Annotated in this window: 25 protein-coding genes, 1 tRNA gene and 1 pseudogene; 6 read left to right on the top strand and 21 right to left on the bottom strand. The window is 42.0% G+C overall.

Translation table 11 applies throughout. The annotated features are described in order from the left end of the window. The 5 genes and pseudogenes from A5877_RS17285 to A5877_RS14505 all read right to left on the bottom strand — a co-directional run. Window positions 1-322 (bottom strand): annotated as a pseudogene (locus A5877_RS17285) (hypothetical protein); the annotation flags it as partial. 179 nt (window positions 323-501) lie between these two features. Continuing rightward, window positions 502-1,800 (bottom strand): asparagine--tRNA ligase, encoded by a 1,299-nt coding sequence (asnS, locus tag A5877_RS14520; protein ID WP_005236932.1) that lies wholly within the window; start codon window positions 1,798-1,800, stop codon window positions 502-504. Window positions 1,801-1,843: 43 nt separating this feature from the next. After that, complete coding sequence (locus A5877_RS14515) at window positions 1,844-3,037, bottom strand: pyridoxal phosphate-dependent aminotransferase (protein WP_086317033.1); 1,194 nt, start codon at window positions 3,035-3,037, stop codon at window positions 1,844-1,846. A 50-nt stretch (window positions 3,038-3,087) separates the two neighbouring features. Continuing rightward, window positions 3,088-3,588 (bottom strand): DUF5590 domain-containing protein, encoded by a 501-nt coding sequence (locus A5877_RS14510; RefSeq protein ID WP_086317031.1) that lies wholly within the window; start codon window positions 3,586-3,588, stop codon window positions 3,088-3,090. A gap of 48 nt (window positions 3,589-3,636) precedes the next feature. Then, window positions 3,637-6,393 (bottom strand): helicase C-terminal domain-containing protein, encoded by a 2,757-nt coding sequence (locus A5877_RS14505; RefSeq protein ID WP_008381153.1) that lies wholly within the window; start codon window positions 6,391-6,393, stop codon window positions 3,637-3,639. A 212-nt stretch (window positions 6,394-6,605) separates the two neighbouring features. On the opposite strand from A5877_RS14505, the gene A5877_RS14500 reads away from it, so the two are divergent. Next, on the top strand, window positions 6,606-7,376 hold the full coding sequence (locus A5877_RS14500) for an SDR family NAD(P)-dependent oxidoreductase (protein WP_005236936.1): 771 nt from the start codon (window positions 6,606-6,608) through the stop codon (window positions 7,374-7,376). Between the two features lie 98 nt (window positions 7,377-7,474). On the opposite strand, the gene A5877_RS14495 is transcribed toward A5877_RS14500, so the two are convergent. The 5 genes from A5877_RS14495 to A5877_RS14475 all read right to left on the bottom strand — a co-directional run bounded on the left by A5877_RS14495 (window position 7,475) and on the right by A5877_RS14475 (window position 11,648). After that, entirely contained in the window at window positions 7,475-8,107 is a 633-nt protein-coding gene (locus A5877_RS14495) for a YfbR-like 5'-deoxynucleotidase (protein ID WP_008381147.1), read from the bottom strand. A gap of 105 nt (window positions 8,108-8,212) precedes the next feature. Beyond that, the gene (locus A5877_RS14490; protein WP_003126918.1) at window positions 8,213-8,413 is read right to left on the bottom strand and encodes a cold-shock protein; all 201 of its coding nucleotides are present in this window, start codon (window positions 8,411-8,413) and stop codon (window positions 8,213-8,215) included. A 278-nt stretch (window positions 8,414-8,691) separates the two neighbouring features. Next, complete coding sequence (locus A5877_RS14485) at window positions 8,692-9,816, bottom strand: hypothetical protein (protein ID WP_005236938.1); 1,125 nt, start codon at window positions 9,814-9,816, stop codon at window positions 8,692-8,694. 83 nt (window positions 9,817-9,899) lie between these two features. After that, window positions 9,900-10,619, bottom strand: coding sequence for a ThuA domain-containing protein (locus tag A5877_RS14480; protein WP_086317030.1), 720 nt, complete (start codon window positions 10,617-10,619; stop codon window positions 9,900-9,902). 96 nt (window positions 10,620-10,715) lie between these two features. Continuing rightward, on the bottom strand, window positions 10,716-11,648 hold the full coding sequence (locus A5877_RS14475) for a PEP phosphonomutase (RefSeq protein ID WP_086317028.1): 933 nt from the start codon (window positions 11,646-11,648) through the stop codon (window positions 10,716-10,718). A 69-nt stretch (window positions 11,649-11,717) separates the two neighbouring features. Here A5877_RS14475 and A5877_RS14470 point away from each other — a divergent pair. After that, window positions 11,718-11,789, top strand: a tRNA-Arg gene (locus A5877_RS14470). Between the two features lie 76 nt (window positions 11,790-11,865). On the opposite strand, the gene eis is transcribed toward A5877_RS14470, so the two are convergent. The 10 genes from eis to sfsA form a co-directional block, all read right to left on the bottom strand. Further along, the gene (gene eis, locus A5877_RS14465) at window positions 11,866-13,047 is read right to left on the bottom strand and encodes an enhanced intracellular survival protein Eis (protein WP_086317026.1); all 1,182 of its coding nucleotides are present in this window, start codon (window positions 13,045-13,047) and stop codon (window positions 11,866-11,868) included. Window positions 13,048-13,107: 60 nt separating this feature from the next. After that, entirely contained in the window at window positions 13,108-13,521 is a 414-nt protein-coding gene (locus tag A5877_RS14460) for a DUF3284 domain-containing protein (RefSeq protein ID WP_086317024.1), read from the bottom strand. Window positions 13,522-13,714: 193 nt separating this feature from the next. Further along, window positions 13,715-13,936, bottom strand: coding sequence for a hypothetical protein (locus A5877_RS14450; protein WP_005236947.1), 222 nt, complete (start codon window positions 13,934-13,936; stop codon window positions 13,715-13,717). Between the two features lie 59 nt (window positions 13,937-13,995). Continuing rightward, window positions 13,996-15,393: a PTS sugar transporter subunit IIC gene (locus A5877_RS14445; RefSeq protein ID WP_005236948.1), complete on the bottom strand. Its 1,398-nt coding sequence runs from the start codon at window positions 15,391-15,393 to the stop codon at window positions 13,996-13,998. An 81-nt stretch (window positions 15,394-15,474) separates the two neighbouring features. Then, a complete protein-coding gene (locus tag A5877_RS14440) occupies window positions 15,475-15,792 on the bottom strand; it encodes a PTS lactose/cellobiose transporter subunit IIA (protein WP_005236949.1) in 318 nt (105 codons plus the stop codon). Between the two features lie 38 nt (window positions 15,793-15,830). Beyond that, the gene (locus tag A5877_RS14435; protein WP_005229471.1) at window positions 15,831-16,148 is read right to left on the bottom strand and encodes a PTS sugar transporter subunit IIB; all 318 of its coding nucleotides are present in this window, start codon (window positions 16,146-16,148) and stop codon (window positions 15,831-15,833) included. Window positions 16,149-16,282: 134 nt separating this feature from the next. Continuing rightward, window positions 16,283-18,997 (bottom strand): sigma 54-interacting transcriptional regulator, encoded by a 2,715-nt coding sequence (locus tag A5877_RS14430; RefSeq protein WP_086317022.1) that lies wholly within the window; start codon window positions 18,995-18,997, stop codon window positions 16,283-16,285. A 66-nt stretch (window positions 18,998-19,063) separates the two neighbouring features. After that, window positions 19,064-20,338: a DEAD/DEAH box helicase gene (locus A5877_RS14425; protein WP_086317020.1), complete on the bottom strand. Its 1,275-nt coding sequence runs from the start codon at window positions 20,336-20,338 to the stop codon at window positions 19,064-19,066. Window positions 20,339-20,352: 14 nt separating this feature from the next. Continuing rightward, complete coding sequence (locus A5877_RS14420) at window positions 20,353-21,354, bottom strand: Gfo/Idh/MocA family protein (protein WP_086317018.1); 1,002 nt, start codon at window positions 21,352-21,354, stop codon at window positions 20,353-20,355. An 18-nt stretch (window positions 21,355-21,372) separates the two neighbouring features. After that, window positions 21,373-22,098 carry a DNA/RNA nuclease SfsA gene (gene sfsA / locus A5877_RS14415; RefSeq protein ID WP_016613175.1) on the bottom strand — a complete coding sequence of 242 codons (726 nt, stop codon included), beginning with the start codon at window positions 22,096-22,098 and terminating at the stop codon, window positions 21,373-21,375. A 182-nt stretch (window positions 22,099-22,280) separates the two neighbouring features. Here sfsA and A5877_RS14410 point away from each other — a divergent pair, with 182 nt between their 5' ends. The 3 genes from A5877_RS14410 (at window position 22,281) to A5877_RS14405 (ending at window position 24,580) form a co-directional block, all read left to right on the top strand. Continuing rightward, on the top strand, window positions 22,281-22,625 hold the full coding sequence (locus A5877_RS14410) for a DUF4828 domain-containing protein (protein ID WP_008381130.1): 345 nt from the start codon (window positions 22,281-22,283) through the stop codon (window positions 22,623-22,625). Between the two features lie 214 nt (window positions 22,626-22,839). Then, window positions 22,840-23,004: a hypothetical protein gene (locus A5877_RS17240; RefSeq protein WP_008381128.1), complete on the top strand. Its 165-nt coding sequence runs from the start codon at window positions 22,840-22,842 to the stop codon at window positions 23,002-23,004. Between the two features lie 241 nt (window positions 23,005-23,245). Then, a complete protein-coding gene (locus A5877_RS14405; protein ID WP_008381126.1) occupies window positions 23,246-24,580 on the top strand; it encodes a serine hydrolase in 1,335 nt (444 codons plus the stop codon). Between the two features lie 57 nt (window positions 24,581-24,637). Here A5877_RS14405 and A5877_RS14400 read toward each other — a convergent pair whose 3' ends face one another. Beyond that, on the bottom strand, window positions 24,638-25,150 hold the full coding sequence (locus A5877_RS14400) for a GyrI-like domain-containing protein (RefSeq protein WP_086317016.1): 513 nt from the start codon (window positions 25,148-25,150) through the stop codon (window positions 24,638-24,640). A gap of 124 nt (window positions 25,151-25,274) precedes the next feature. On the opposite strand from A5877_RS14400, the gene A5877_RS14395 reads away from it, so the two are divergent. Then, window positions 25,275-26,474 (top strand): YdcF family protein, encoded by a 1,200-nt coding sequence (locus A5877_RS14395; RefSeq protein WP_086317014.1) that lies wholly within the window; start codon window positions 25,275-25,277, stop codon window positions 26,472-26,474. Window positions 26,475-26,486: the final 12 nt, after the last annotated feature.

The following is a 26,486-nucleotide window of genomic DNA, read 5'->3' as shown; positions in this document are numbered from 1 at the left end:
GTATAAAGTTGGATATTATTTGATATTGAAACCACGATTTTGAAATTATTACAATAATTCCTTGGAAATATGCAAATAGTGGACCATACAAAGCATTGATGATTCGTCCGGATTGTTGAAACCCATACATTGATATAAAGTATTGATAATTTCCATTTTTTATTTGCTCACTTACATCATAAAAGCGATTATAATGAAAGATAGCGTCAGAACCAATAATAACTCCTCGCAGATATAACTGCGGAAAAATTAAAATCAAACTGGCAAATAAAATCAAAAATATTTGTATATATAATGGATATTTTTTAAAAAAACTCAGCATTTAAAAACTCCTCACATTTTCTTTTTACCTCTATTATTGTTTTGTTTCTAAAATTGATTCTTATCGTATAACCCATATAAATATATAGCTATAATGTGGGAATTTCAACCTAAAAGGCACAGTATTTTTTCAAACTAAAAAAGCTAGCACCATTTTTTTAGTACTAGCTTATGTCAACTTTACGGATAAATCCGATTCAACAACCGTGGAAACGGAATGGATTCTCTTACGTGCTCGATTCCTGATAACCAGGTAACGGTCCGTTCTAGTCCAAGTCCAAAGCCGGTGTGAGGAACTGAGCCGTACTTGCGTAGGTCTAAATACCATGAGTATTCGTTTTCGTCCAAGCCGTGGGCGCGGATTTGCTCTAGGAGGTATTCATGATCGATGGCACGTTCAGATCCACCTATGATCTCGCCATAGCCTTCTGGTGCGATCATATCGGCACAGATCACGACATCTTCTCTCGTTGGATGTGGCTTCATATAGAAAGGTTTGATGGCTTTTGGATAGTTTAAGATAAAGACGGGCTGATCGAATGAATTGGCAATAAAGGTCTCATGTGGTGAGCCAAAGTCATCGCCCCATTGAATATCATCAAAGCCGTTCTTTTGTAATAATTCCACTGCATCATCGTAAGAGATTCGTGGGAATGGTAATTTGGTGTATTTTTTCAAGACTTCACGGTCACGACCTAAGACGTCTAACGCATAGTCACAGTTATCGAGCACATTTTGCACTAAGAATGCCACGTACTGCTCTTGGACTTCTAAACTTTCTTCTTGGTGCATAAAGGCCATTTCTGGTTCAATCATCCAAAATTCAATCAAGTGACGACGTGTCTTTGATTTTTCGGCACGGAAAGTTGGTCCAAAAGAAAAGACTTTGCCAAACGCCATAGCGGCAGCTTCCATGTACAATTGACCGGACTGAGATAGATATGCTTTTTGATCGAAATAGTTGGTTTCAAATAAATCGGTCGTTCCTTCTGGTGCTGATCCGGTTAGGATCGGTGGATCGATTTTGATAAAGCCATTCTTGTTGAAGAATTCATACGTTGCCCGGATGATTTCGTTTCTGATTTGCATGATGGCGTGTTGTTTTGAGGAACGCAACCATAAATGACGATGGTCCATCAAGAAATCTGTTCCGTGTTCTTTTGGTGTGATTGGGTAATCATGGCTTTCCCCAACAACTTCTAAACCAGAAATGCCAATTTCATAGCCAAATTTTGAGCGGCTGTCTTCTCTGATTTCCCCAGTGACCAGTACGGCAGTTTCCTGATTTAAATTTTTCGCTAATTGGAAAACTTCCTCACCTACTTCACTTTTCACAACGATTCCTTGGAAATACGCTGTTCCGTCGCGAAGTTGTAAGAAGGCGATCTTGCCGCTGGAACGTTTGTTAGCAACCCATGCTCCGATTTGAACGGTTTCGCCAACGTGTTTTTTTGCATCTAAAATTTGAATAGATTCCACTTGATTCTCTCCTATCTAATTAATAAAGGCACCATAGAGCATTTTAAGCTTTTTGGCGTTTCTTTTCAACAAAATCATGGATTCGTTTGGTAGCTTCCGCTAACGTGTCCCAATCAGTTGCATAGCTGATCCGTAAATAATCCGGTGTGCCAAAACCAGCACCAGTCACTACTGCCACGTGGGCTTCCATTAGTAAAGCTTCTACGAAGGCATCAATGGTTTGATAGCCGCACATTGTCATGGCTTCTTTGACATTTGGGAACAAGTAAAACGCGCCTTGGGGTTTCGTCACCTGAAAACCAGGAATAGCGGCAATTAGCGGATATAGTTTGTTCAAGCGTTCTTCGAAGGCCTGACGCATCACTTCGATCGATTCTTGATTACCAGTCAGTGCCTCAACTGCAGCGTATTGGCTAGCAGCCGGCGGGTTGCTGGTAGCTTGGGAAGCGATATCGACCATCGCTTTGATGATTTTTGCATCGCCGACAGCAAATCCGATCCGCCACCCAGTCATAGAATAGGTTTTAGAAACGCCGTTGATCACGATGGTTTGTTTGCGGATCTCTTCTGATAGGCTAGCGATTGATGTAAAGGTATTGCCGTTATAAACCAAACGACCATAGATATCATCCGCTATGATCCAAATATTATTTTCCACTGCCCAGTTGCCGATTGCCGTTAATTCTTCTTTTGAGTATATCGCCCCTGTTGGGTTGGCAGGCGAGTTTAAAATGATGGCTTTCGTTTGCTCTGTACGAGCGGCTTCTAATTGAGCAACAGAAACTTTAAAATCTGCTGCTTGCTTAGCTTCAACAAACACAGGTGTCCCTTCTGCTAAACGGACTTGTTCCGCATAACTGACCCAGTAAGGAACTGGAATGAGTACTTCATCCTCTTCATCAAGAAGCGCTTGAAACAACGTATAAAGGGCAAATTTCGCGCCATCCGTCACAATCACTTGGTTTGAATCATAGTCAGCACCATAAAACTCTTTCATATAAGCAAGAATCGCCTGTTTTAACTCAGGAATCCCAGCAGTTGCTGTATAAAAACTAGCTTTGCCGCTCTCAATCGCTGCAATCGCTGCTTGGCGAATGTTCTTCGGGGTAATAAAGTCGGGCTCACCGACGGTTAGACTTAATACGTCTACACCTTGGTCTGCTAATGCTTTTGCCTTAGCAGATGCCGCTAACGTAGCGGAGGGTTCTAATTTTTCTGCTCTTTTTGAAAGTACCATATTTATCATCCTTCCTACGATCCAAATTTCTGTCTATCAAAAGCGCCTTTTTATAGGTCAGTGACCGCTTTGATTTCTTCTCCATCTTTGAAACCAATCAAATAATAGTTCAAGCGGCCTTGGTCGTCTTTGGTCATGACTTCCCAAACGGGCTCGCCTTTAAAAATACCCAATGCTGCTTTTTGGATTTCCTGCCCTTGATGGTTCTCGCGAACGAAGGCCTTGGCCTGTGCTTCCGTCAATCCATCCCCTTGATTAAAAACGGAAACCTTTTCGCCGCTTTTAGGAATGATCACGACGATCTCATTGTTATTCGTATCTTTTCCAACAATGCTAAAAGATGTTTCCTCACGGGTGAACCAATAAAATTGTTCGACCTCTGCTAAATCGGTGTATCTTTCTGCTATTTCGATCGCTTCGTTTCTTGCTTGCCGCATTGGACGAGAAGAACGGAGATAGAAAATAGAAGCGAAGAGAATAACGACCAGTAAAACCGTGATCGCACTCAGCAAAATAATCACTCGCCGATGTTCTTTGTCTTTTGTTTTCACACTTCGTACTCCAATCTTAAATAAAACTCATTATATCAGATGTTCGACTCATTTTTCAAAATCAACCGCCGCTTTTTCCTCTTGCGCAAAAAAATGTTGAATATCTTCGGCAATTTCGGTTGGACTAGCTTCAATCAGAGGTAAGTTTTTAGGTAGACCTTTGACCATCCGTTTGCCATACTTCGTTGATAACAAGCGTCGATCAAGGACGACCATCACGCCTGTATCCTCTTCAGAACGGATCAAGCGCCCCAACGCTTGGCGTAGCCGTAGAATCGCTTTAGGTAAGGCATCTTCTTTGAAAGAATCGATGCCTTCTGCTTCCAAGAAGGCATGCCGTGCTTGGACCATTGGTTGCTTAGGATTCTCAAAAGGTAAGCGAGTCACCACAGCGATCTTCAAGGCCTGACCTGGTAGGTCAACCCCTTCCCAAAAACTGCTAGTCCCTAATAAGATGCCATTTTCCGCTAATAAAAATTTCTTTAAGATTTTCTCACGGGTTCCGCCAGTTCCTTGAGCAACGATTTCTCTGCCATAATGCAGGGCTTTTTTATTCAATCGATCATAGACATTTTTCAAAGTTTCGTGCGCCGTAAACAACACAAGCGCTGGTTGCGGATTGTCAAACAAAATTGGGACTAACGCTTCGACTAAATAATCCGCGTATTCGGCAGCTGATGCTTGTTGGATCGAGAGTCCTTTTTTAACTACATAGAGTCGAGTTTGTTTGCTGTAGTCATAAAAAGCGGGAATCGTTTTGACTGGCACATCGGTCAAGCCAATCTGATGGGCAAAATATTCTTTATTTCCTGGGATCTTCAATGTCCCTCCAAGATAAATGATGTGCTGATAGCGTTGATACCACGTGCTTTCCACGATCGAATGCCCTTCTAGATCAGCTAATTCAATCACAGCATTTCCTGACTGGGGATGCTTTTTCAACCAATGAACGTAACGAGGATGCCACCAAGTCAACCATGCGGTCACCGTTTGTTCCTGGGTTTCCATTTGACCAAAGAAATCAAACAAACGAGCAATCACGATTCGTTGTCTTGCATACCACCGATCATTGGTCAACTCGAATCGCTGACGCAACTGTTGTTGGATCTCATTGATTTCTTGATAGTAAAGGCTCAATTTCTGATGCAGCTTGTCTTGTTCTAACGTGCCATCATAGAGGTCGTCATGGTGCACGACTTGTAGCTCTGGCGCATCGATCGACAAACTGCGAAAATACTGTTCTTGTGTTTCGACCAAGATCGACAACGCGTTTCGATACAACGAGAACATCCGTTGCAGAAAGTCATCCTCGGTAATGATTTGGGCAATTTCTTCAAATAGCCCTTCTTCATTTAGCTGTAAAAACTGCCGCTTGAAGTGAGCAGAGTCAAAGACATGTTGACTAAAGCCTTCTGCTTGTTGCGGCAACTGTTGGGCTTCATCAATCAATAAGTAATCACTCGTTGGCAACAATGGCTGCGCTCGCCGGTTTTCCTGCATCAAAAAGGCATGGTTGACGATCAAAACATTGCTTTGCGCCATCCGCTTATATAAATGTCGAACAAAATCTTGTTCATAGAAGGGTTGATCTTTGGCTAAAAAAGCAACGCCGCGATGGCGGATGTCGGTAAATAAAGGATGATCAAGTCGAACCAAGTTCAATTCATCGAAATCCCCCGTTTCTGTTTTAGTCAGCCAAACTAAGATCCCCATTTGGTATTGCGCATATTGCTTTTGCTCTATCGGTTGATCAAGGGTCGCTTTAAAACGCTGCAAATCAATGTAATGACGATGACTTTTGACCAAAACTGCTTGCAAAGGTTGCTGCAGTACTTGGTTTACCAAAGGAATGTCTTTGTTGATGATTTGATTTTGCAATAGAATTGAAGAGGTACTAACGATCAACGGATTTTCTGGTGTCACTAAATAGGCGGCTGGAAACAAGTAACCAATGGTTTTCCCCATGCCTGTTTCTGCTTCAATGATCAGATTTTTCTCTGGCTGGGTGTAATGCGTATACACTGCATTCATCAAGCGTGCTTGTTGTTTCCGATAGACTAAGTGCTGGCCAAAGCGCTGTTCTTTTTCCGTTTTAACTTTCGGATACGTTTCTTGAAAATGCGTAGATTCAAAAAGCGGGACGGTCTTTTTCCGCAAGACGATACCGTCGATCACTTCTAAATCTTCTGCCAACTCTGGGCCTTTTTCTTTTAAGATTCCATGGATATAGTCACTCGTTTGCATGCCCATTTGACCACTTAAAAGCGCAATTTGTTTAAGGGTCGTTCGGGGCAGTTCTCGCATGATCGCTTCGATATACAAAAATAAAGCTGCGGTCACTTCTGCATCACTATCAGCTTGATGCGGGTTATCATGACGAAAGCCGATGCTATCTGCCAGATCGCCTAAACGAAAGCTGCTTTCTGTTGGTAGAAACACTTGCGCCAATTCCACCGTATCGATTCCGGGAAGTGATAAAGGCGGTAGCCCGCAACGCACAAATTCATTGCTTAAAAAATGATAATCAAAATAAATATTATGTGCCACAAAAATCGTGTTGCTGAGTAAGTTATAGATCGTATCAGCTACGTCTTCGAAATATGGCGCTTTGCTTACTTGTTGGTTTGTGATGTGTGTCAATCGTTGAATTTGCTTAGAAATTCTGCGGTCAGGGTTGATATCTGCGGCAAAACGATTGATGATCTTGCCATCTTGGACTAAGACACAGCCAAATTGAATAATTCGATCAATCGTCGAATCGGTTCCTGTTGTTTCAAGATCCACCACAGCGTATATGGGTTTCATTGTATTCCTCCTTGCACACTGTCTGCATTATACTACAAAATCAATGGCGATTACATCTGTTTTCCCACTAGATAAGAGGGTTCTCGGGAGGTAAAATTAGAAAACCAACCATTGGCGTTTCCTAGCTGAAGAAGTTTGTTGCTGTTCGCTGATCGCTTTTTTCGACAAAAAAAGCGATCTTTTTTATAATTTACTATAAGGAGGCGAAAAAAATGAATGATTTCAAAAACAAACGAGTGATTGTAACGGGGGCTGCTTCAGGGATTGGAAAAGCGGTGGCAGAACAATTTCTAGCACAGGGCGCACTTGTTGGGTTAATTGATCGCAACGAAGAAGAGCTGCAGGAGTTTCTTGCTGACTATCAAGCACAAGCCCATTATCGAGCTGTTGACGTCACTGAAGCGGATAAGCTGCAAGAAGCAATGAGTGGTCTTGTAGAAGAACTAGGCGGTCTCGATGTACTCCATGTCAATGCCGGCATCAACGGTACCTGGACACCGATCGAAGAGCTGACAGTGGCAGAATGGGATCAGACGATCAACACAAACTTACGTAGTACCTTTATTACCGTCAAAGCAGCCATTCCCTTTATGAAAACGAACGGTGGCAGCATTGTCATTACGAGTTCAGTCAATGGAAACCGCATCTTCAGCAATTTTGGTGCGACTGCTTACAGTACGTCTAAGGCAGGTCAAGTCGCCTTTACAAAAATGGCTGCGCTGGAACTTTCTGGTTATAATATTCGGGTCAATGCCATCTGCCCTGGGGCGATCGCGACGAATATCGATGCCAGCACAGAAATTGAAGAAGAGGTTGCTCGCGTTGAGATCCCCGTCAAATATCCAGAACGTTCTCGACCATTAAAGCAAGAAACAGGCGTGCCAGAACAAGTCGCCAACCTTGTGCTTTTTCTATCTTCAGAGGCTGCCGGCAATATTTCTGGAACGGAAGTCTATATTGATGGAGCGGAATCTTTACTTTAATCCAACAAAAAAACGAAAAATCAAACCTGATCCCCTCACTTGTTTCATTGGAGCCCTTGAGATGGATCATCTCTTGATTTTTCGTTTTTTCGTTTGGGTTATTTTTCCACCAAAGCCGCGATTTCTTCTAGAAAAGCAGTCTTGCCATAAAAATCTGCATTTAGTAACTCTGGAAAAATGGCTTCAAAGAAATAAGTGACACACGGACGATGCTGAAACTCTTTGACGGTTAAAACGGCCTCTCGAAACATTTCTTTGTATACTTTATCTGGGTTGCTTTTTGAGATCTCTTCAAAAGATTCATACAAAAGATCGATCTTATCCGCAATTGCTAATAGCTGCCCTTCAAGGCTGTTGTCTTTGCCATCCGCTAAGCGTCTGCGATACGTTGCTTGAAAGCTTCCTGGAATTTCTTCTTCGATGAAGGCATCGGTCATTTTTTCTTCAACGGTTGATAACATTGCCCGCAATTCTTTGTTCGCATATTTGACCGGCGTTTTGATATCACCGATGAAACGTTCGGTGTAATCATGATTCAAGGCTTTTTCGTAGAGAATTTGCCAATTGACTTGATTCCCCGCCTTTTCTTCGATATCAGCTAAGGTCTGGGCAATCATCGTTACTCGAAATGAATGAGCAGCGACACTGTGCTCAGTAAACTTAAAAAAACCCGGCGCTCGTTGGATCTTCTCTAAATTAGCCAATCCGAGAATAAATTCATTCAATCCCATAAATGTGCCTCCTTTTTTAAGAGTATAACAACTCCTTTGTCTGCAAGCAACTATCTCGCGCACAAAAAAAGAGCAGCTAAGCTGCTCTTAAAAGGCATTCACTAATTATGCTTTGTTAACGTTAGTCGCTTGAGGGCCACGTTGTCCGTCTTCGATATCGAAAGTCACTGCTTGACCTTCTTCTAAAGTTTTGAAGCCTTCGCCTTGGATAGCTGAGAAATGAACGAATACATCGTTACCGTTTTCTGCAGTGATGAATCCAAAACCTTTGTCTGAGTTAAACCATTTAACTGTACCTGTTTCCATAATAAAAATCCTCCTTGTGTTTATACACATATTTTGCAATTACTTGTATAAGGTGAAAATGTGGAAGATGTTTAAGATGAAACAAGCTACCATAATTTACCGTAACAAAAACTACACTTTGTATTATAGCACATTATCTTCATTATGACTAATAGAAAATCAAAAAAAATGAAAACGCCTTAAATTTTTTATGATTCGCAAAAAGACTGCTGCATTAAAGATCTGCAACAGTCTTCTCTTTTTTGGAAACGATTTATTTACGAATGTCGCAACTGCGTTTAGTAACGCAAAATCGCCGTCAAACTTTTTTCTCCAGGGGCATCTTTTTGTTCCAAGATAGATACCTCACCGCCGTTCTCTAAAACATCGATTGCCAGTGTATTTAACACTTGCCGCCGATCGTACTCTGTATCAGGATCTTCTCCAAAACCATCGGCGAGATTTGAGGTAGCCACAAACAGATAGGCGATCCGGCCTTCTTTGGCTGCAGGCACGATATCAACCAATTGGTCAATAAATTTTCGATCCAACAGCTTGCCGTATTCCCCAACTTCTTTTTGTGTCAACTCTGCAATCAACTTATGCGTACACGTTTGGATCTCTTTCAAGGATAACGATGCTGGGGAAGAGGAAATACTTGGTTCTGCTTTGAAAAAGTTCGTTTTTGCCACTTTTTTAAACAGCGTTTGATTTTCTGGTAATGCAAACAGATACATTGGTAAATGCTCTTCATTTGAAAAATCATTCTTGAAAAATGCATCAACTGCTTGGTAGTAGTTGACGTGATCGATCTCGACTTCTTCATCTTTGGCACTAAAGCCGTGATAAGCAACGCCTTCTCCCCCTGAGTTAGGGCCACCTTGAGCACTGTAATTAAAGTTACCACCACCAGTGACTTCTTCCCCCAGCGCTTTTTCAATCGTCGTCGGTGCCTCTTCTGGCAACTCGACTTCACGCACTTGATTGTTTTCAACTTGATAGACTTGCATTGAATCGCGATTCAACGCTAAGAGATAAAATGGGTAATTAAATTGTGCATTTTTGATGACAGCTAATACATAAGGGGTTTCCCCTACGTAATATTGATCATCCACACGAATACTTAACCGATGGACCAGTACCTCTTCTGGGGTGATAATCACCGCCACACTTGTTGTACTGTTGCGCCAAAATGATTGATCTGCAAGCAGTTCATCAATTTTCGTTTGAAAAAGATCCCAAGAATGTTCTGGGTATTTCTTTTCAAAGCGGCGCTTCGCATCTTTGGCAAAGTTCTTAAATTTGATTTGATCCTTTTCGACATTCTGGTGGCCGACATGCGTATTGAGCATGATCGTGACAAATGGTCCTTTGATTCCGTCAGATATTACCTGCGATAAAAAACTTTTTCCAAATTTTCCCATTCCACATTACCTCCTGCTTAATCAAATACAAATAAAGTGTACCATGCTTATTTTCTTCCATAAAGTAAAACGATTGCACGATTTTATTTCCTCATTCGTTTTTCTGATGACTCACTATACCGACTATTCTTCAACGGATCTGTCAATGTGTTTCTGGTGGCCCATAGAAAGCCTCGCTTGGTCCAAGTCTGAATGGTCGGCTCTTTCAGCTCTTTTAGACTGTGTCCAACAGATTGGAAAAAGACTCTGCCCTTGCCCCATTTTTTGATCCACATCATTGGCAGTATGACTTCTTGGTTAGCTGCATTCGGATGATCTTTAGCGGCAAATGTTGAGGTAGCTAACACAGTGACGGCTGGATCAACCAGACAATAGTATTGCTCCGTCGTCAACTGAGGGATCGATTGCGTATTTGCCGTAATATAGTGATTTGTCGTAAGATCGATGCTATAGGTCGTTTCCAAGCCGCCAGGATGTGCCAAAAAACAGCCGCCAGTCAGAAACAACCAGCCTTTACTGGCTTGAAAAGCCGAAGCAAAGCCGCCATGAACTCCTGCTAATCCTACTCCTTCTGCTACAGCCTGAGTGACATTTTGCAGCGGCTCATCAGGTAATTCTCCACGCGTCCAATTCATGATCAACAGATCCAGCCTTTTTAATTCTTCTTTATGATAGAGAGGTTCAAAATCTGAGGCGAGTGTCACCTGATATCCTTCTGACTCCAGCAACGTTTGGTAAAACTGACTGGTCTCTTTTGGGGCGTGTCCTTCCCAACCTCCATAAATGATCAATGCTTGTTTCATTTTGTGTTCCCTCCTTTCTTTCTAACTTAGCGAAAAAAATGCAAAAAGCGAAGCAGAACGATTCTTCGCTTTCCTTCGCTAGTATTTTTTTCTGATTTAACGGTTGATTGAACGCCCGACACGATTGATCGTATGGCGCATGCCTCTAATCGCAACCGATGTTTCAAAAATATTTTCGGTCGGTGCCATGCCGCCATAGCCGGCATCACCGATATGCTGCAGATCGACCCCACAGGTTTTGTTGATAATGGCTAATTGCCGCAACGTTTCTGGACGTGCGCTTTCTTGACTCGTTCCGATCGCTGACATCGTCAATAAGTCATATTGTTTGGCAATTTGAACAGCTTCAATCAGATCCTTTTCTAGAAAGCCTTGAATCGAGCCAACGGAAGGCAGTAACAAAATATCTGCCCCAGCTTCAGCGTAAAAAATGATGGCTTCTCGATCAACCACAGGCTCATCTGAGCCGGCACTGTGCATTTTTCCAGCGATGATCAACCCAGAGAAATGTTCTTTTGCCAATTTTACTGCTTTAGCGATTTCTCGGTTGGTCACACCTGTTCCAGGATTGCCTGTAAAGCAGAGAAAGTCCACCCCGAGTTCTTGGGCTTTTTTGATGGTGTCAACCGAACTTGTTCGGCCTTGACTGATGCTGATCTTTTCACTCATCATCTCCGTCGTAGCTGGGATCGGCTCAAGATTGATGCCGACAGGTCGTCCAATCAGTTGTTTTAGTTGAGGAATCGGGTTTTCAATCGGTTGTTTAGGATCAAGCAGCTGCTCCAATGTGATACCAGGCATCCCAAAAATAGCTGGGCGATAACAATCAAACCCATTCAACAAAATTAAGTCAGCCCCAAAAGCTGCCGCGACTTCTGCGTTGGTGATATCGCCAGCTTGTGGCATGGTTTGAACCACCGTTTCACAGACGATTACTCGTCCTTCGCTCGCTTTAATGGATTGTTTCAATTCTTGCGCCGACATTTCTTTGATTTCACTATAGTTTGCACTTATCAATCGTTTGACCATGTTTTTCTTCCTTTCTTTTCCTTCTCATCTTGCGAGAAACACGAATAACAGGTAAAATATAGCTATTGTGTTCCCTTAGTTAAATGGATATAACAAGTCCCTCCTAAGGATTAGTTGCTGGTTCGATTCCGGCAGGGAACGTTTTTTGAAGAAAAAGATTCCTTATTTTTAAGGAATCTTTTTTTGTTGGAAAGTAAATACCTCTGCCTCGATTTGCTTAGAAATAATCTTCCAGAATCGGCTTTCCGTCTGGTAAGTTTTCCTGAATCATCACTGCAGCTTCCTTCTCCGTTTCCATTTGCTGGAAAAAGACCAGAGAATCGAGGGATTGTGCCTGCATGAACAGCTGCACAAAACGCTGAATCGACAAGGTTGCTTTTGGCAGCTTGGTGGCCATCGTTTTCGTGACCTGATGCTGAGCGTTTTCGATTGTCACTTCATAACACCCATTATTCCATGGGGCATATTCATCCCCTTGAATTTCTATGGCAAAACGACCAGCTTTTTTCATCGTAAATGGATAACTTTTTAGAAACCCTTCCACATCGATGACGCGCGCCATCATGTCCGGGCGCACTTGGTAGTGAGACAATGGTTTGGCCGCGTTTGCTTGTAGGACTTCCCCATCAAACCCTGGTCGATAGTTAATCTGTGCTACTGAATCTGCATGGGAGACGATAAACCGATTAAATCCTTGGTAAGCATTCGCAGTCAAATAGCCCCACTCTTGAATATCGAAACGTCCCCCAGCGATAAAGTAAATCAAGTAGCCTTCAGGGACCCCTGCTTCATTGCGATAAATCGCAAACGTATACGGTCGGCGCAAAACAAACTTGATTTCTTCCCACCAGGGTTGGCGAATCAGCCCGCCTTTTTGATGGCGCGGCAATTGATGATAAATCTCGTGAATGATCGGCTGTGCTTCCTCCCAATCCATGCGTTGAATCGTTCCATTCACTTTCTTGCCATCGGGCCATTGATGCGCATCAACTTCATAAACCGTCCGTTCAAAAGTGTACTCATAACCATATCTGCGATAAAACGCAAAGGAGAAAGGTGCCAGATAGGAAAGAACGATTTTTTGTTCATAGCAATCTTTAATGATTTGTTTCATGATCCGATCGATCCGACCTTGGCTGCGATACTCTGGATACGAAGCCACAAAACCGATCCCTGCCATTGGATAGGTCGTTCCATGAAAATTCACATCAAAAATCGTTGCCATGATTTGGCTCGCTAATTTTCCATCCCCATCGTAGGAACCATAATTCCAAGAATTTTCCGCAAGCTTGCGATAGCGCTTGATATTTGTTTCATTCAATTCCCACTGAAAGGCATAGGAAACCAAGTCCAGTACTTCTTGCGAACCGAATTCGGTCATTTTTTTGACATCTGTCATTCCTTCATCTCCTCTACTTAAAAACACGCAAGAAACGCAAAAAAGGCGTCAGTCGACCCCTTAATATGCTTCTTCCATCATACTCAACATTTTTTTAAACTGCTTGCGTTTGAAATATCCTAGAATCGTGCCTAAGAGCATGTCATTCAATTGCTGAATCATGCCTTCAGAAGTCATTTTCTCTTCATAGTGCAAGGTGCAATGCGCGTCATCTATCGCTTCAATTTGATAGTGTACACGGAAGGTATTTTTTTTCGTCGCTGTTTGGAACGCATAGGCTTGATTCTTCTTGACTGTTTCAATCGTTATGGTGGCATTGCTATCTTTATAAAATTGTTTTAGATAACTATAGCCTTCTAATTGCTCTTCAGTAAGTGTTTGATCTGTCGCTTGTTTAATATCATGTAAAACGGAATCGATGATCGTTTTATATAAAAAGTCAGCGGGTACATTCATTTTTTTAGTGATTTCCATCTTGCGCCTCCTTGTCTTTCTTGTTGCGTTTGTGTCCAATTGAAGCCATGATTCCTCCAATAGCCATTAGAATGACTGACGTGATGAGATTCACCCAGTGGTATTCACCTGACTGCGCGTTAGCGCTGTATATAAATAACATACTACCGATGCTTATAAAAAACAATCCATTTTTAAACATGATATCACCTCACTATTGACTAACGACGTTAAAGTATAGTACTCGACCCCAATCAGTATTTTTGATTGCGTCTTTGGCAAGTTTCGCTGCTTTTTCTTTGTCTTCTGCCGTTGTTTCAAAAATCAACTGAATCCCTTTTTTTTCTTTAAAGGTATACTTGATCTCACCTTCTGTCAGAGACTCAAGTAATGCTTTGATGTTGTCTTGTTGCATCGCGGAATTTACAATAATCATTTTTTCTCCTCCTAAAAAAGATAGCTAGATGGGTGAAGCCACCCATCTAGTTTATTTGATTAGTTCTCTTGGTCTGCTGGATTGATTTTGTTGGCAGCAATAATAAATGGTGCCCAGATCAATAAAGCTACAGCCAAATTAATAATTGTCAAGATGATCGCACGCCAGTCTCCACCGGTAGCTAAGAAGCCGCTTAGGATCGTTGGCATTACCCAAATCACATTTACCACAACTGGTGCAACTAACCCTAAAGTTGTTGCAAAGTAAGCAATCGTTGCTGTAACTAACGGTGCAACAATAAATGGAATGATAAACAATGGGTTTAACACGATTGGTAGACCAAACATTACTGGTTCATTGATATTGAACAACCCAGGTCCAATCCCTAGTTTACCAACTGTCTTATAGTCGGCACGTTTAGAGAATAGCAAGATTGCGATCAAGAGCATTAAAGTCACACCTGCTCCACCAGGCCAAACAAATGCTTCGAATGAACCTGCTACCCATTTATAAGGAACAGCTTCCCCTAATTGATAAGCATTAGTATTTTCAACCATTGCCACACCGTAGATCGATTGTAGAACAGGTCCCATGATATTTGTTCCATGTAATCCAAAGAACCACAAGACATGGACAAGTAAAACAATGATAAATACGGCAAAGTACCCTTGAGAGAGACCCAATAATGGTTTTTGGATCGATTCGGAGATCCAGTCAATTATCGGCATACCGACAAAGCGTTCAAATAGATAGTAAATCAAACCTGAAGCATATAGTCCGGCAATCCCAGGGATAATCGCTGCAAAGGCACGGGAAACTGCTGGTGGCACTGAATCTGGCATTTTGATAATAATATTTTTTTGCATCAATTTTGCAAAGATAATAACTGAAACGAAACCAAAGATGATTGCCGTGAACAATCCAGAGCCACCCATATAGGCGCTAAATGGGAAGTAGCCCCAGCCTGCAGCGCTGATCGTTGAACCATCTGCTGCAAATCCTGATGTAGCACTTGTACTGTTGATCATGTCTACCACGTTTGCTGGTAGTGCTTCTTCTAACGCTAAAGAAAGAGAAGCAGATTGTGGAATACCCATAATAAATGCTGCTAAAGAGACCAGCGCACCTGATAGTGCATCAACATTGTAAGCCTTCGCTAAATTATAACCGAATGAAGCTGAGAAGATAACCGCCATAATTGCTAAGGTACCTGTCCAAACTAAACCATTGACTGCGATCACTGGCGTGAAAAATTTCGTGATTGCATTGTCCGCACCAAGATAAGTGTTTGGAAAATCACGCATGAAGGCGTTCAATAATACTGCAATTGCCCCAGCCATCGTTGCTGGCATCATTCCGATAAAAGCATCCCGCAAGGCAACCAAATGCTTTTGCGCACCAATCTTAGCTGCAACCGGGAGAATGTGTCTCTCCATCCAACTTGTTAATCCATCCATTCTTAATTCCTCCTATAAGTTCTATTCGTCAAAGAAGATTTTTTGATTCATCGACAATAACTACTTCTATCCGTTCAAAGATTATTCGTTATTTAGACGTCGATAGACATCAATGATTTCTTTCGCTAAATCGGTAAATGCGATTGATGTCATTAGGTGATCTTGTGAATGCACGGTCAACAATGTCACGGTCATATGATTGCCTTGCGCTTCTTGTGTCAACAATCCTGTTTGCGAATGATGCGCTTCCACAAGAGATGCTTCAGCATCTTTGATTTTTTGGTCAGCTAATTCGAAGTTCCCTTCTTTTGCTGCTGCGATTGCTTCCATTGCGTCACTTTTTGCATTACCACCATACATGATCAATCCCATAATGGCTTCCAAATTTTGCTCATCCATCTTTAAAAATCCTCCTTACACTTCGATCCTAAAAAATCTTAGTTCATTAATGTTTCTGCTTGTTGCAATACTTTTTCGCCGTTCATCATGCCATAGTCTGCCATGTTGATCACGTCCAAAGGAATGCCTTTTGGTGCTAATTTTTGTTCAAATTGTGATTTCATGAAACGCACTTGTGGTCCTAACAATAGAACATCGACTGGTTTTGACTCCAAATGTTGGTCGGCTTCTGAAGCTGAAACAGCAAAGATATCTGCTTCCATTCCTTTAGCTTCGGCTGCTTTTTGCATTTTTGTCACCAATAGACTGGTACTCATTCCTGCTGAACAAACCAGCATAATCGTTTTTTTCGCCATCGCGCATCTGCTCCTTTCTGTTGTAAGTTACACTTTACTATAAAGCAAAAAGCGTGCCAAAAAAAAATAAGTTCAGACCTTTATTTATCAATGGTCTGAACCAATTTCTCGTTTACACACTCGCAGTTTTTTCATTACACACTAAAATTGTGTGCGGATTCATCATAATTTTTGATTTTGTTTTCTAAAAACATTTGGGTTAAATAGGCGATCTCCTCTTCAGAAAATTTGATTTGATAATTTTTTTCAATTTGTAATAAATGGGTTCGTAAAACATCCATTTCAATTCGGTACCGTTTTTGGAAAGTAGCTAAGTTGACGAAAGTACGGGAAGGCTCCTTCTTCAATAAACTTTCTACCAAAAAGGCTAAATGAATGACTAATCCTGCATCGACGGTTGGTTCTACAATCACATGCAATTGATTTTGAATCTGATGAACGATTCGTTGCAGGCTTTCGATCAGATGATAGACGGACCCAACATGAGTTATCGTATTTTCCAATGAACGCACGATCTTTTCGATCGGCACTTCATCTGAAGCGATTCGTTTTAGCACATTCAAGCGATTGTCATCAAAAACATCATAGGCGGAGAAAAACGGAATGTTTTGATAATCGATCTCGACGGTGCCGGCAATAGCTTTGATCTCATATTCTTCTAGCAAGCCGTCAATATGTTTTTTGAAGGTTTCTTTTTCAATAAATTGCATTTGGATGATCTCGACTTTTGATTGATCGACGACGGGATAAATTCGTTGATAAAGTTTGGCAGCGACACCTTCCCCAGTAAAGCAAGTAACGATGACTGCCTTTTTATTTCCTTTTGCTTCACGAACCGTACGGAACTGTTCTTGTACGATGGTTTCAAAAGAACGCTGAATGTTTTGATAGATATCTTCTAAACTGCGCCCACTCTCTGCCATCCGCAAAGCTTCTAAAACAATCATCGTGCTGACCATCGAAATAGCTTTCGTACGAATCCCCGTCTCTTCGGAAATCAAATTCGCAAATGAATTGAGGGAGCCCATATCGGTTAAAAGCAATAAGCCATTGCTCATCTTCTCTTTGTTTTCATTGATATAATTCAACAGCTGGTCATACATTTGCCCGACTTCCATATCCAAAGACATATTCATTGCCTTGCCATGGTCGGTCTCCAGCAGCTCTTGGGCTGTCTCCAGCATACTGCTGGCAGTTGCCTTGCCATGCATCAAGACAATGATCTCGATTTTTTCAAGGGGCAATGGCGAAGGCTGTTTGACTTGAATCGCTAAAAACATACTGATAAAGCCGATTTCATCAAATGGGATCTCGACATGACGTTCCTCTTCAATGATCGTCGATAAATCCATTGCCACTTGAAATTCGGATTTTAAGTTTTTTCTAATCGTGTTCAAATCCGGATGAACGATCATATGTCCCTCTTTAACACGTTCCAGCGTACTTTGCAAATGCAACGCAAAGGCAAAACGGGCTTTTTCACTATAAGTTCGATCTAACCTCTGACCTGCCAAGTCATAAAGAACATTGGTCAGTTTCCAAATGTCTTCTGGAATCAACTCTTTATGAACAGGGTTTTGGATCAATTCTTCGACATATTTTTCAAAGTAGGCATCCACATCCTTAGAGATCAAGTTTTCTAAATCAACATTGGCTACACCGGTTTCAATCAGTGTGCTGACTTTTTCTTCGATCTCATTGTACACCTGCATATTCCGTTGCGGATCACGAGACCAGACAACATCTGGGTCGCCGGGTTCGAAACTCAGAAAGTCGCCTTTGCCATCTAAAAACCGATCCAAGCGTTCTGACATTTCTTTGATCTTCAACAGCCCTTTTTGAACTTGCAGTGAGCAATCGCCTTTTCGAATCAGGAGGTGTTTTTTCCCATAGGTCCGATAATGTAAGAATGCCTTCGCACAGACGAGTTTCAGGTCGCGCTTGATTTGACCGATGTTGCCTTCTGCATCATAGAGCATAAAGGCCAATATCGCATCTCGCTCGACATCGATCCGCTGATTTAGACGGGTCGCCTCTTGCTTGATAAACAAGGAAATGATTTCATACCGTTCATCTAGCGAACGACTTTCCACATTTGGCAAAGTAATAGCCATGGGAATTCGCCGATTGAAGGTCGTCAAAAAGGTTTCTGATGATTCAGTGGTGGCACCAATGATCTGCACGGCGGCTTCATGAACTTGGTTGCTTTCCCCTAATGGGCGGTAGATCCCTTTGTCAATGAAGGTAAAGAGCATTTCTTGGCCTTCTGGCGGCAGTCGATGGATCTCATCCAAGAACAATATGCCGCCATCGGCTTTTGCCATAAGTCCTGGACTATCTTCTGCAGCACCTGTGTAGGCCCCTTTTTTGATGCCAAAGATGTGACCAAACAACAACTGCGGATTTTGTGCATAATCCGCACAATTAAACGATACGAAAGGAGCATCTTTTTCTAACATATTTGATTCAACCGCAAAGTGATACATACATTCGGCAAATAGGGATTTACCGGTACCTGTCTCTCCAAAAATAATGGTATGGAGTCCTCTAGGCGGATATAAAATTGCTGCTTTGGCTTGCTGGATACTTACTTTTAAAGAAGCTTGAACCCCAACAAGACTTTCAAAACTCACTTCAGAGGAAACATCCACATGCACCGTTTCTTCTAATGGCTCATAAACGACCGGACGGCCGGAACGTTTGCCGATTTTCTTTTCTTTATAAAGCTCACTGAGATAACGGCTTGCATTGCTGCGATCGATTTGTAAGATTTTAGCGACGTCAACTGCGGTCAACCCTTGCTTATGCAGTTCGATCGTTTGAAAAATCTCTTCTTTTCGCGAATTCATTCGATAGCCTCCTCATTTTTTTACACACTAATAATAAACAACGTTAATGGTAACACAAAAAGACGCTCAATGGCGTCTTTTTCCTTTGTCTTTTTGCTTTTTCGTCTTTTTCTTGGTCTTTTTAACAGGAGTGTGTAATTTTTCAGATGTTTTCTTGGAAATTTTCTGCACACTTACTGTTTTCGTTTCTTTCTTGCTTTCCTTTTCGATAACAGGTGCTTCTGTGTGTAATTGTCCCCCATGCAGATAGACTTCCTTGAGTTCTATGGACAATTGATTCGCGATTTTTTTCAAATCCTTCAACGAATGATCTTGAACGATCGTGACGACGGTTCCTTCTTTGCCCATTCGTCCAACACGTCCTGCCCGGTGCAGATAGGATTCTTTTTCTAACGGGACTTCCGTATTGATGACATAAGGCAAATCCACCACATCTAAGCCGCGAGAGGCGACATCGGTCGTCAATAATTCTACTAGTTTTCCTTGACGGAAGCTCTCCAGTGCGCCTTTTCGGGCAAGTTTGTTTTGGTCAGATGCTAATGATGCCACCGGCAAGCCGTGAAACAGCAGTTTTTCTTCTGCATTTCCCATCGCGCTTAATTCATTGAAGAAAACTAAGGCTTGAAAGCTTGGTAAATGAGCAAAGCGCCTTAAAGCATCCACGATTCGTCGTTGCGGATAATTTAAATAGTAGTGATGGATCACGCCTTTGCTCTGATCTTCTTGGGTAACATCAATGATCAGCGGCTCTTTTGTCACCAATGGTCGAATCTCATCAATCACTTCGTTAGCGGTTGCTGAAAAGAAACTACGCTGGATTTGTTTTGGCAATGTTTGATTGATCTTGGCAGCCAGTGTGAAGGCCCCTTCTTTCAATAATTGGTCAACCTCATCTAATACCAACGATTGCAACTGCTGGGTCTTGATTTTTTTTGCTTTGATCAATTCTAACACTCGGCCTGGGGTGCCAATCAAGACCTCGGGCTTGTCTTTCAGTTTTTCCACTTGGCGTTTTGTACTTGCGCCACCAATTAGCGGCAGAACGGTCAAACCAATGGCTTGGGCCCATTCCCGGGCCACTTCTGTGACTTGCATCGCTAATTCTTGTGAAGAAGTCAAAATCAGCAACTGATTGCCTTGCTTTGCCTCGACTTTTGTTAACAGTGGCAAGAGGTACGCCAAAGTTTTACCAGAACCGGTCGGTGATACTCCAATGACAGACTCACCATCTTTTAAAGGGCCAAAGGTTTTCTCTTGGATCAAGGACGGTGCGTGATACCCTGCCGCCTGCCATTTTTCCTGCCAGATGTCTGGCAATTGTGTCAATTCAAATACTGTCATAAATGTTCCATTCCTTATTTTTTATCTGCATCAAAAATGATGCCTGCTTGTTTACGCATAAGAGCGATGGTTTCATTGACACTGCGAGCAAGTTCCACCCATTCCTCATACCGTTGTCCTTGTTGGGGATCATTTTTGTTTTCGATGATGTCTGCAAAGTCTTGTGCTTCTTCGATCATCGGGTTTTCTAAAGAACTTACTGCTAATGCCTGGGTTTGTTTTGTTTTTCGCTCATAAAATGCGGCTTCTTCGATGGCATTGACGGCATTTAGGTCTAATGTACCGTCTTCAAAATAGATTTCTGAACGCAACTCTGAATCAGCGATTTTTCCTGTTTGGATTGTGACATCAAAGTCAGCATAGCGCAACACTGCAGTCCCGATACCATCTACACCAGTCGGTAATTTACGGGCAAAATAATGAACATCTTGCGGTTTGCCAAACCAAGCGACCGCCGCATAAATCGGATAGACGCCCAAATCTGCTAAGGCACCGCCAGAAAAATGTGGAGAAAAAATATTTGGTTCCTCCCCAGCTAGTACAGCGTCATAACGAGACGAATATTTCATATAAGAAAAGTTCGCCCCAAGAATGGCACCGCGTGTCGGTAAGAATTCGGCTACAGTAGAAAAACTTGCTTCATGGATGTTGCGAGCTGCTTCAAAGAATAATACCTGTTGCTGATTTGCCAATTCGATGATCTCCGCCATTTCCTCAGGCGTTGAAAAGGCTGGCTTCTCCACAATGACATTTTTTCCTGCTAAAATACCTTGCTTGGCTTGTTCAAAGTGCAAACTATTCGGAGACGCGATGTAGACCGTGTCCATATGAGCTAAGCCAAAAAAAGTGTCCAGATCGGTCGCATACTCGATATCCCCATATTTTTCTCCAAAACGTTGTGCCGTTGCTAACTTTCTTGAGTATACGGCAACCAATTGATAGCGTTTGGTTTCGTGGGCTGCTTGTACAAATTGATCGGTGATCCAATTTGTGCCGATAATCCCTAAATGAATCATGTTTTTTCCTTCTTTCTTCTATAGATTAGGGTCGTCAAAGACGACATTCAAATCAAAAGGGATTGGTTCTTTGACCGTGATCATCCCTTGGTTTACTTGGCAATTATAGGCAAACACTTCGACACCCTTGCTTTGCGCTTCAGCGATTTTAGTGGCCAGATCCGGTTGCATCTGTCGATGGATCGTGGCGATTTGCACCGCTTCAAATTGGATCATAAACAAAACCGCCGCATAATAGCCAGCTTCTTTGGCATGGATCAATTCATTGACGTGTTTCAAGCCACGAATGGTTGGTGCATCTGGAAAAGCACCGACTTGCTTGTTTTCAAGGGTCATTCCCTTGATTTCTAAAAAGCCTTTTTCTTGTTCATCTGTTTCAAAATAAAGGTCGAATTTTGATGTCCCATAGACAACTTCCCTTCGCAAAAGCGCGATTCTCCCTTTGATATTTGGCAACTGGATCGTGCCATCCAAGAGGCCTTCATAGCCTAAACGATTCGGTACTTGACTATCGATGTTGATCCATTGGTCTTGTTTCTTGACTGAGATCAAGTCGTAATTGGTTTTGCGTTTCGGATTGTCCCAATATTGCAGGGTAACAAGCGCACCTTTGTGCAAGAGCTCTTTTCCTCGTCCGGTATTTTTTACATGGACGATTACTTCTTGACCGTCAACGAGACATCGGGCAATGAACCGGTTGTCTCGCACGAGAAACGTGGCTAAAAGGGTATTCGGATAATTCATTTTTTCACCTGCTCTTTTGAATCATAGCATATTTTGATAAAAACTTCTAAACTTCAAACTAAAGTACCATGCTTTTTTACCTTCTCATGGTATACTTATGGCAATTATTTTCTAGTGCGAAAAAGTGGACACCTGTCCACAAGGCACAACTTGATGAATCGTAAATGATAGGACGTGTATAAATGAAGAAAAGGTCTATTTTGATTGGTTTATCTCTTGCAACGGGCGTGGTCAGCTCCTTGCTGTTGCGAAAAGAAAAACAAAAAAATGAGAATCGCCAGAATTTCATTGGTAATTGGCGTTTTACTTCCAAGACAAAAGAAGATGTCACGATAGAAATAGCCAATGATTATTCGTTGACCATCGAAGGCAAGCCTTTGACTGCTTCCATCGTTGAATTGACTCCGATGCGGTTAGTTTTACTGGACACATTTGGCTATCATTTAGTTCTTGAACAAAAAGGCTCCGTCATTACTTTATATGATGAAGCAGAAGATTGCCACTATTCTTTGACAAAAATCATCTAAAATCGCTGAGAAAGACAAGTTCATGTTTTCTTCACATTTTCTTCGGTCAATTCTCAGACTTTTTATCAGCATTTCTTGGCAATCCATGCTATCATTAACTTAACAAGTGGTTGAACAAGGTGTTCCGTTGAGTGATGTTTGATCGTTCATAGATTAAGGTGTAGGTTCGATTCCTACCTTCCACATTTATTTTAAATAGAAAGAAGGGATTTTTATGTTAACGACCTTTATTTCACTCTTTTCCATCTTTGCTTTAGCTGCATTGTTAGCTGGGACATTCTTTTTAGCAAAATTGGCTATGCAACAAGAAACGAAGGCGGTGAAAGTTCCCGTCAGAGTCCAAAACCAAAACCCGAGAATCCATTCCAATCGTCGCTAAGTGAATCAGTTTGACCCTAGGTCAATTCACAAAAACTTGCCTTCTATTTTATAGGAAGGTAATTTTTTTTGTTAGCTATTATTTACAGTAAACAACCTTAGTCACGTAACGTCTCAGTTTGTCTACTGAGGGATCGGTCTTACGCAATTAAATGCTAAGTTTTCTCTTAGAGTATTGCAACGGTGGATACTCTTTGTTAAAATTTTTGCTTAGATACAACTTTAAAGGAGCTACTACATATATGCAGAAAATAACCAAGTTCGGGTATTCCATCGTTGCTGCTTTGGCAATCCTCTTTGCTGCTGCCGGCTTACCCGTCGTTTCGTATGCTGATGATACAGCTATGAGCGCCGAAGAGATCCAAGATTTTTCAGTCGATGCAAAAGCCGCTTACTCCATTGATTTTGACACAGGCAAAGTGTTGTATGATCAAGATGGTGAGACCGCCATGGGCATCGCCTCCATCACCAAGATCATCAGTCTCTACCTTGTAGCTGAGCAAGTAGAGCAAGGAACCATCGCTTGGGATGATCCTGTCCCTATTTCAGATTATGCCGCGAATCTCAGCGTGTCGCCAAACTTATCGAATGTCCCTTTGCATCAAGACGTTACCTATACAGTAAAAGATTTGTATGATGCCAGTTATATCCAATCTGCAAATGCTGCAATCGTAGCGCTCGCGGAGCTGATTGCTGGGTCTGAAAGTGCCTTTGTTGATCAAATGCAAGAAAAAGTGCAATCATGGGGCATTACCGATGCAAAGATCGTTAATGCTTCTGGCTTGAACAATACTTATTTAGGGGACAATATCTATCCCGGGTCAACTTCCACTGACGAAAACGAACTATCCGCAAAAGATGTCGCCCTGATTGCTCGCCATTTGCTGCAAGACTTTCCAGACGTTTTAGAAGTAACAAGTCTTTCCACCAAACAATTTGGCGAAGGTTCCTATTCGCCTGTCGAGATGGTCAATTGGAACTGGATGCTTCCAGGCTTTACGAATACTAAAGATGGGGTTGACGGTCTTAAGACTGGTACGACAGATATGGCAGGCGCCTGCTTTGTCGGAACCGCCGTCAAGGATGGTCAACGAATTATCACCGTCGTGCTAAACGTCAATGGTCATGCGGAAAATCCAAGCGTACGTTTTATCGAAACAGGTCGGTTGATGGACTACTCCTTCGATGCTTGGGAACAAGTAGAAATTCTACCAGAAAATGCACAGTTAGAAGATACACAGACGGTGTCAGTCAAAGATGGGAAAGAATTGAGTGTTCCCGTTGCCTTAAATCAAGGTTTGACCTTATGGGTACGTGGAGATATGGATGCAACAGCCTTTGAAACAACCATTGACTTTAATGAGCATTATCGTGATTCTGCCCTGCAAGCGCCATTGACTGAGGGCACAGAAGTCGGTACTGTAAGTGCTTCGATTCCAGCTGATACGCTTGGTTATATTGATGCTTCTGATCATGACGAAACTGCAGGATTGGTCACAACACAAACGGTAGAAAAAGCCAACATCTTTGTTCGTGCTTGGCGCGGTGTGTCTACCTTTTTCGAGAATCTTTTTTAATCCAAACCAAAGAAAAAATCTGTCCTGAGCAAAGATTGCTTCTCGGACAGATTTTTTTTATTCTACCGTTTCCACCGTTGCTGCTGCCAAAGGCTCAACAGGGAAAAACAATTCAACTTCCCCTTCTTTAAAATGAGGAAGATATCTTTCTTGGATCGCTGCTGACAAGTGGACGTTATTTTCTGGTAAAACTTCGATCAACATTTTTTCAGTCATCATGGTCAAGTTTTTTTCATCCGTTTTTACAACGAGATAGGTCATTGCGGGCATTTCCCAACGGACCCAACCGACGGGAGGAAAATTTTCTGTATGGACTTGAACGCCTGCCAAATAACGGCCGGTTTCTTGCCAAGGCTCTAACCAATTAGTGCCATCACTCATTAAGCCCCAAAATTCCAGTTCTTCTGCCTTTTGATCGCTCACTAGAAATTCGATCTCTTCAAAATCCTTTGTTGCAAGTTCCCATAGCGCTGGTACCCAAGAAGCTCCTTCTTCCGCTAATCCCTTGCCTTCTTTTCCGATCACATAAAAAGCGGGCCGTTCAACGCGAATCACTTCACCTAATTGCATGTTCCTTCCTCCTTCTTTTCTTCATTTTAGCGAATTGCAAGAAATTCAGCAACTTTGACCTTAGCAACAAGCAATTTTTGTCATTTTTCGGTATACTAGGTGTATCGTTAAAGGAGTGAAAAACATGGATTTTACGCAATTGCTGATTTTTGCCATCAGCTATTTGACGGGTGTGATCGTCGTTCAAAAGTGGCGCAAGAATAAAGATGAGCCAGATATTTTCTTTTTTGAGTGCTGTTGGACGATTTTAGCCCTGCTGATTTATTTAGCCGTCTCAGAATTACGGACAGGCAGTTTCTTTATTCTAATACCAGTTGCCTTCGCCGGCCTTTTTTTATTTTCTTATCGGCGCAACAAGCACCGACTCGTAAATGGCTTGCTCTTTAATTTGTTTGTCTTAGCATTTGGTGGCTACCTAGTCATTAATCTATACCGAACACAAGATATTCTTGTAGGTGGTCTATTGGCTGTTTTGCTAGCGATCTTCTTTGCTGTATTATTATTCGGCTTAGCCATTCTCGTGGTCTTTCTTTACTGGAATTCCATTATTGTTTTACGAAGAGAGTCGCGATCAATCGCCAATCTATTGACCCTGATCTTAGCAATGATTTTGACCGTTTTATTATTTTCAGATACCCTTTTGCACTTTTTCCCGGATTGGATCCGAACCTTATTCGGCGTTGTTCCCCTAAGTCTGATGTATCTATTTGTGGTCTTTTTGAACTTTTTATCGATTTCAGTCATTTATCAGTTCAATCATCCTCGTTACAATCAAGATTTTATCATCGTCTTAGGAGCAGGTCTTTTGAATGGCACCACGGTCTCCCCTTTATTGGCCAAGCGTATCAATAAAGCAATCTCGTTCTACGAAGCGCAATTTAAAGCGAAAAAAACCGCTCCTCGGTTACTGATGTCAGGCGGCCAAGGAAGCGATGAAAAGCTGCCAGAAGCTGTCGCGATGAAAGAATATGCAGTTGCGCAAGGAGTGCCCGAAGGAGAGATTTTAGTAGAAACAAATTCCACGACTACTTATGAAAACATGAAGTTTTCGAAAGAAATCATGGATTCCTTAAAGCCAAATGGCTACAAAGTTATTTTTTCCTCCAACAATTACCATATTTTTCGTGCCGGTCTCTATGCAGATCAAGCACAACTTAAAGCGGATGGTATCGGAGCACCCACCGCCTTTTACTATTTACCAAATGCCTTCTTACGAGAATTCGTAGCGATCCTTTTTATGCACAAAAGACGACACTTAATGGTATTGATCACCTTACTGATCCTTTATGTAGGCGCAGCGATCCTCCAACTTATTTTTGGCTAAGCAAACAAAAAA

Source organism: Enterococcus sp. 3C7_DIV0644 (genome assembly GCF_002141235.1).
Taxonomy (GTDB): domain Bacteria; phylum Bacillota; class Bacilli; order Lactobacillales; family Enterococcaceae; genus Enterococcus_D; species Enterococcus_D entomosocium.
The sequence above is the reverse complement of the archived record's forward strand: the minus strand, read 5'-3'. Positions and strand labels throughout refer to the sequence as shown.

Bases quoted from the DNA above. Each gene is read 5' to 3' on its own strand.
- A5877_RS14420 (WP_086317018.1), bottom strand. From the start codon at position 21,354: ATGATTCATTTAGGGATTATCGGCACAAATTGGATCACCGATCAATTT.
- A5877_RS14430 (WP_086317022.1), bottom strand. From the start codon at position 18,997: ATGAATTCGCGAAAAGAAGAGATTTTTCAAACGATCGAACTGCATAAG.
- A5877_RS14460 (WP_086317024.1), bottom strand. From the start codon at position 13,521: ATGGAAATCACTAAAAAAATGAATGTACCCGCTGACTTTTTATATAAA.
- A5877_RS14485 (WP_005236938.1), bottom strand. From the start codon at position 9,816: ATGGGAAAATTTGGAAAAAGTTTTTTATCGCAGGTAATATCTGACGGA.
- sfsA (WP_016613175.1), bottom strand. From the start codon at position 22,098: ATGAATTATCCGAATACCCTTTTAGCCACGTTTCTCGTGCGAGACAAC.
- A5877_RS14475 (WP_086317028.1), bottom strand. From the start codon at position 11,648: ATGGTCAAACGATTGATAAGTGCAAACTATAGTGAAATCAAAGAAATG.
- A5877_RS14495 (WP_008381147.1), bottom strand. From the start codon at position 8,107: ATGGGATTGAATGAATTTATTCTCGGATTGGCTAATTTAGAGAAGATC.
- A5877_RS14440 (WP_005236949.1), bottom strand. From the start codon at position 15,792: ATGGATGAGCAAAATTTGGAAGCCATTATGGGATTGATCATGTATGGT.
- A5877_RS14405 (WP_008381126.1), top strand. From the start codon at position 23,246: ATGCAGAAAATAACCAAGTTCGGGTATTCCATCGTTGCTGCTTTGGCA.
- A5877_RS14435 (WP_005229471.1), bottom strand. From the start codon at position 16,148: ATGGCGAAAAAAACGATTATGCTGGTTTGTTCAGCAGGAATGAGTACC.
- A5877_RS14515 (WP_086317033.1), bottom strand. From the start codon at position 3,037: ATGGTACTTTCAAAAAGAGCAGAAAAATTAGAACCCTCCGCTACGTTA.
- A5877_RS17240 (WP_008381128.1), top strand. From the start codon at position 22,840: ATGTTAACGACCTTTATTTCACTCTTTTCCATCTTTGCTTTAGCTGCA.
- A5877_RS14425 (WP_086317020.1), bottom strand. From the start codon at position 20,338: ATGACAGTATTTGAATTGACACAATTGCCAGACATCTGGCAGGAAAAA.
- A5877_RS14450 (WP_005236947.1), bottom strand. From the start codon at position 13,936: ATGATTATTGTAAATTCCGCGATGCAACAAGACAACATCAAAGCATTA.
- A5877_RS14445 (WP_005236948.1), bottom strand. From the start codon at position 15,393: ATGGATGGATTAACAAGTTGGATGGAGAGACACATTCTCCCGGTTGCA.
- eis (WP_086317026.1), bottom strand. From the start codon at position 13,047: ATGACAGATGTCAAAAAAATGACCGAATTCGGTTCGCAAGAAGTACTG.
- A5877_RS14395 (WP_086317014.1), top strand. From the start codon at position 25,275: ATGGATTTTACGCAATTGCTGATTTTTGCCATCAGCTATTTGACGGGT.
- A5877_RS14480 (WP_086317030.1), bottom strand. From the start codon at position 10,619: ATGAAACAAGCATTGATCATTTATGGAGGTTGGGAAGGACACGCCCCA.
- A5877_RS14490 (WP_003126918.1), bottom strand. From the start codon at position 8,413: ATGGAAACAGGTACAGTTAAATGGTTTAACTCAGACAAAGGTTTTGGA.
- A5877_RS14505 (WP_008381153.1), bottom strand. From the start codon at position 6,393: ATGAAACCCATATACGCTGTGGTGGATCTTGAAACAACAGGAACCGAT.
- A5877_RS14410 (WP_008381130.1), top strand. From the start codon at position 22,281: ATGAAGAAAAGGTCTATTTTGATTGGTTTATCTCTTGCAACGGGCGTG.
- A5877_RS14400 (WP_086317016.1), bottom strand. From the start codon at position 25,150: ATGCAATTAGGTGAAGTGATTCGCGTTGAACGGCCCGCTTTTTATGTG.
- A5877_RS14500 (WP_005236936.1), top strand. From the start codon at position 6,606: ATGAATGATTTCAAAAACAAACGAGTGATTGTAACGGGGGCTGCTTCA.